We start from the raw sequence: 4567 nt of genomic DNA on the forward strand, positions 1-4567 counted from the left end.
TTTTTTCTAATTCTCTATCGATGAATGCATTAAAAAGCCCCCTAGAAACATTGGAAAGCCAGGAGCTTTTATCAGGCGAGAAGATAAAAGAATTAGAACAGACCTATACTTTAGCTTTACAAATTGCTGTCCAAGAGAAAGATCCTATTCAAGAAAGCTTTTGCATAGAAGAATTAGGTGACATCTATCTAAGAAAACAAACATCGGAAACGCTCCTACAAGCAGCAGGCCTTTATAATTATGCCTTACGCCTAGCTCCTCAAGAGCGTCAAAAAGCTCTTAAAGCTAGACTTGCTCAAGCACAGAATTTACTTGTTAGAGAATGTAAAGGTAAACTTTTTGATTCTATGTTAATAGAGAAGCAATTTGAACGCAATCGTAACAAATTAAAAAAATTTAGAGAAGAAATAGAGAAGAAAATTCAAACTTTGCCAGAGAACCCTCCTTCCCTAGAAGTAAGAGAGCTTTATCATGAGATAGCTCATGAGATAAAGGTGTTCTTCGGACAGCTTGTAATACAAGCCATGCATCAATTAGATACTGCGCCTTGTGAATATGCCATGATAGGCTTTGGTTCATTAGCTAGGGAAGAAATGACACCTTATTCCGACTTAGAATTTGGTATCCTTGTACAAGACGACAATCCTATAAATAAAAAGTACTTTAAGAATCTCACATATCTACTTCACTTGCAAGTCATCAACTTAGGAGAAACTATCCTTCCTGCTTTAAATATTCCTTGCTTAAAAGCCATCAATTTTTTTGACAGTGTAACACCACGGGGCTTTGCCTTTGATGGAGCAGGGGTAGAAGGAAAAGGCTGTAAAACTCCTTTGGGTAATGGTAAAACGTTTGAGCTTATCCAAACCCCTGAAAAGATGGCTCAATATGTAGGTAAAGATGAAAAAGGCCAGTGGTGGCATAAAAAAGAGCCTTATCTTCCTATGGAGTTGCTAAACTTTACTCATTTGCTAGGCAATGAGGAGTTAACTAAAGCCTATGATGGAAAAATTCAAGAAATACTCACTACATCTTATCAAGAAAACCTTGATCTGCGTCAGTATTTAGCCAAAGAGCACCTTGTGCTAGCTGATATGGAAGCTTTTAATCCAGAAATGGGTAATTTAAACAGGCACGGCATGCTTTTTAAAGTTAAAAATGATTTTTATAGATTTCCTCATTTAGCTCTTGACCGGCTAGCGCTTCTTAAAAAAGTAAAAGCTTCCGACACTTTTACTAGGATTGATAAACTAAGGGAGTTAGAGATTATAACGAAAGGGGCCACTGAAAGGTTAAAGGAATGGATGAGCTTAGCCTTATTCATGCGTCTTAAAACTTACTCACATTATCAAGCACAACAGGAGATGATGAATCCCCTCCTTAAACCTTTTGGCTTTGAGGATGCAGAGCTTATTCAACAGCAGTTTGCCTTAGATCATACAATTTTAAAAAAGATAAAAAGAATTTACCGCACCTTCATTCCTTTTTATCAATCTATTCACGAATTTTTAGCGGGTAATGAAGATCATCTTAAATCCTCTGATTTGGAGGATAACTCACCAGAGACGCACGGAGATATACACCGGAGGCTTTTTCAACATAAAAAAGCAGAAAAATGGTTTCTTTTAGCGAAAGAAGCAAATCCACAAAATACGAGGGTTTTAAATGCTCTTGCAATCATTTACTGTGAGCAAGGCAACTTACAACAAGCCACAGAATATATTAACAAAGCGCTTGCCATTCACCTTAAGCTTTTTGGCGAAAATCATCCTACGCTGGCAATATATGGCATTAATCGGGGACATATTTACAAAGAGCAAGGCAATTTAAGCCAGGCGGAAGAGTGTAGCAACAAAGCGCTTGCCATTCACCTTAAGCTTTTTGGTGAAAATCATACCCATGTAGCAATCAATTATGCCAGCTTAGGACAAATTTATAAAGAGCAAGGCAAGTTAGGCCAGGCGGAAGAGTGTAGCAGCAAAGCGCTTGCCATTCACCTTAAGCTTTTTGGTGAAAATCATACCCATGTGGCAATTGGTTACAATAACCTAGGACAAATCTACAAAGAGCAAGGCAATTTAGGCAAAGCGGAAGAGTATACTAAAAAAGCACTCGCTATCGAGCTTAAGCTTTTTGGTGAATATCATCCCAATGTGGCAAGTTGTTATAATAACCTAGGACAAATCTACCAAAGCCAAGGCAATTTAGACAAAGTGGAAGAGTATACTAAAAAAGCACTCGCTATCGAGCTTAAGCTTTTTGGTGAATATCATCCCCATGCGGCAATTTGTTACAATAACCTAGGACAAATCTACCAAGGCCAAGGCAATTTAGACAAAGCGGAAGAGTATACTAAAAAAGCACTCGCTATCGAGCTTAAGCTTTTTGGTGAAAATCATACCCATGCGGCAATTGATTACAATAACCTAGGACAAATCTACCAAGGCCAAGGCAATTTAGACAAAGCGGAAGAGTATACTAAAAAAGCACTCGCTATCGAGCTTAAGCTTTTTGGTGAAAATCATACCCATGTGGCAATTTGTTACAATAACCTAGGACAAATCTACAAAGAGCAAGGTAATTTAGACAAAGCGAAAGAGTATACTAAAAAAGCACTCGCTATCGAGCTTAAGCTTTTGGGTGAATATCATCCCGATGTGGCAATCAATTATGCCAGCTTAGGACAAATTTATAAAGACCAAGGTAATTTAGTCCAAGCGGCAGAGTGTAGCAGCAAAGCGCTTGCCATTAACCTTAAGCTTTTGGGTGAAAATCATCCCGATGTGGCAATTGGTTACAATAACCTAGGACTAATCTACCAAAGCCAAAGCAATTTAGTTCAAGCGGCAGAGTGTAGCAGCAAAGCGCTTGCCATTAACCTTAAGCTTTTGGGTGAAAACCATCCCGATGTAGCAATCAATTATGCCAGCTTAGGACAAATTTATAAAGACCAAGGCAATTTAGTCCAAGCGGCAGAGTGTAGCAGCAAAGCGCTTGCCATTAACCTTAAGCTTTTAGGTGAAAATCATCCCGATGTGGCAATTGGTTACAATAACCTAGGACTAATCTACCAAAGCCAAGGCAATTTAGTTCAAGCGGCAGAGTGTAGCAGCAAAGCGCTTGCAATTAACCTTAAGTTTTTGGGTGAAAATCATCCCCATGTGGCAATTGATTACAATAACCTAGGACAAATCTACCAAAGCCAAGGCAATTTAGTCCAAGCGGCAGAGTATAGCACCAAAGCGCTTGCCATTAACCTTAAGCTTTTGGGTGAAAATCATCCTGAGGTGGCAAGAGATTACAATAATCTAGGACAAATCTACAAAGACCAAGGCAATCTAGGCCAGGCGGAAGAGTGTAGTAGCAAAGCGCTTGCCATTAACCTAAAGCTTTTGGGTGAAAATCATCCTGAGGTGGCAAAAGATTACAATAATCTAGGACAAATCTACAAAGACCAAGGCAATCTAGGCCAGGCGGAAGAGTGTAGTAGCAAAGCGCTTGCCATTGCTCTTAAGCTTTTTGGTGAAAATCATCCCGCGGTGGCAATTTGTTACAACAACCTAGGACAAATCTACAAAGACCAAAGAAATTTAGGCCAGGCGGAAGAGCATATCAACAGAGCACTTGCCATCGATCTTAACCATTTCGGCGAAAATCACCCCAGGGTGGTAATCTATTACAATCACCTAGGAAGAATCTACCAAGAATTGGGAGCAATCTACCAAGCCCAAGGCCATTTAGACCAAGCGAAAAAGTATATTAAAAAAGCGCTTGCTATTGCTCTTAAACTTTTTAATGAAAACCATCCTTTAGTGGTAATGCTAGCCAATAAGCTAAAAACCATTTCACAAGGAGATGCTAAAAAATTTACTGATTAATAATTGTTTAGGCTGAGGTAATATGAAGTGCAGGGGAAAATAAAGCTAGATAAAAGGAGGATAAACTTATGAACCTAGAAAGTTTCTCTATTAACTCTTTTATATTTACTGCATTTAAGGAACTAGCAAAAGAAAAGCCTTATCTAGGGCTAGGCCCGTATGCAGAAATTAGCTTAAAGATTTTCCAGGAGCTGAGTCAGCAAGATCTAACTAGCGCACGAGGTGTTTGTAAAGAGTGGGAGCAATTAATTGAGAAAACTGATGAATGGAAAAGACTTCATTCAAAGAAAATTAAAAGTAATTTACCCACCTATAATCAGCTTGCTGCTAATGCAGCAAATTCCTTGGATCCTTCTCCGCCTCACTGGAGCCCCCCTCAAATAGCTAAATCCTTATGGTGTAATCCAGCGACTATTATTAGCGGCTCACAGGAATCAAAAGTAAATGCTGTAGCTGCTTATCTACATAAAGAAGGCTTTGAATTAAAAGGTGTTGCAAGTGACGGCGACTGCTTTTTTAATGCTTTTTTAGGAAGCTATAAAGGGCTTTCTAGAAAGATTCCATTGCTTGATATACCCAGCGATAAAATTTCTTATTTAAGACAAGTGCTTTCAGGCATTGTTAAACACAGAGATAGTAAAAGAGCAGAAGAAATAATAGAAAAAGGAAGTTGGATAAGCGGCTTAGAA

The 4567-nt window shown here is 38.8% G+C and carries 2 protein-coding genes; both read left to right on the forward strand.

All coding sequences use genetic code 11. From position 1 onward, the window contains the following. Positions 1 to 20 precede the first annotated feature (20 nt). Positions 21 to 3878: a tetratricopeptide repeat protein gene (locus DB42_RS10640; protein ID WP_052436102.1), complete on the forward strand. Its 3858-nt coding sequence runs from the start codon at positions 21 to 23 to the stop codon at positions 3876 to 3878. Positions 3879 to 3946: 68 nt separating this feature from the next. Continuing rightward, the coding region (locus tag DB42_RS08735; protein ID WP_044882643.1) for an F-box protein at positions 3947 to 4567 on the forward strand (621 nt) is incomplete at its 3' end.

The organism is Neochlamydia sp. EPS4, assembly GCF_000813665.1.
Lineage (GTDB): Bacteria > Chlamydiota > Chlamydiia > Chlamydiales > Parachlamydiaceae > Neochlamydia.

Bases quoted from the DNA above. Each gene is read 5' to 3' on its own strand.
- DB42_RS10640 (WP_052436102.1), top strand. From the start codon at position 21: ATGAATGCATTAAAAAGCCCCCTAGAAACATTGGAAAGCCAGGAGCTT.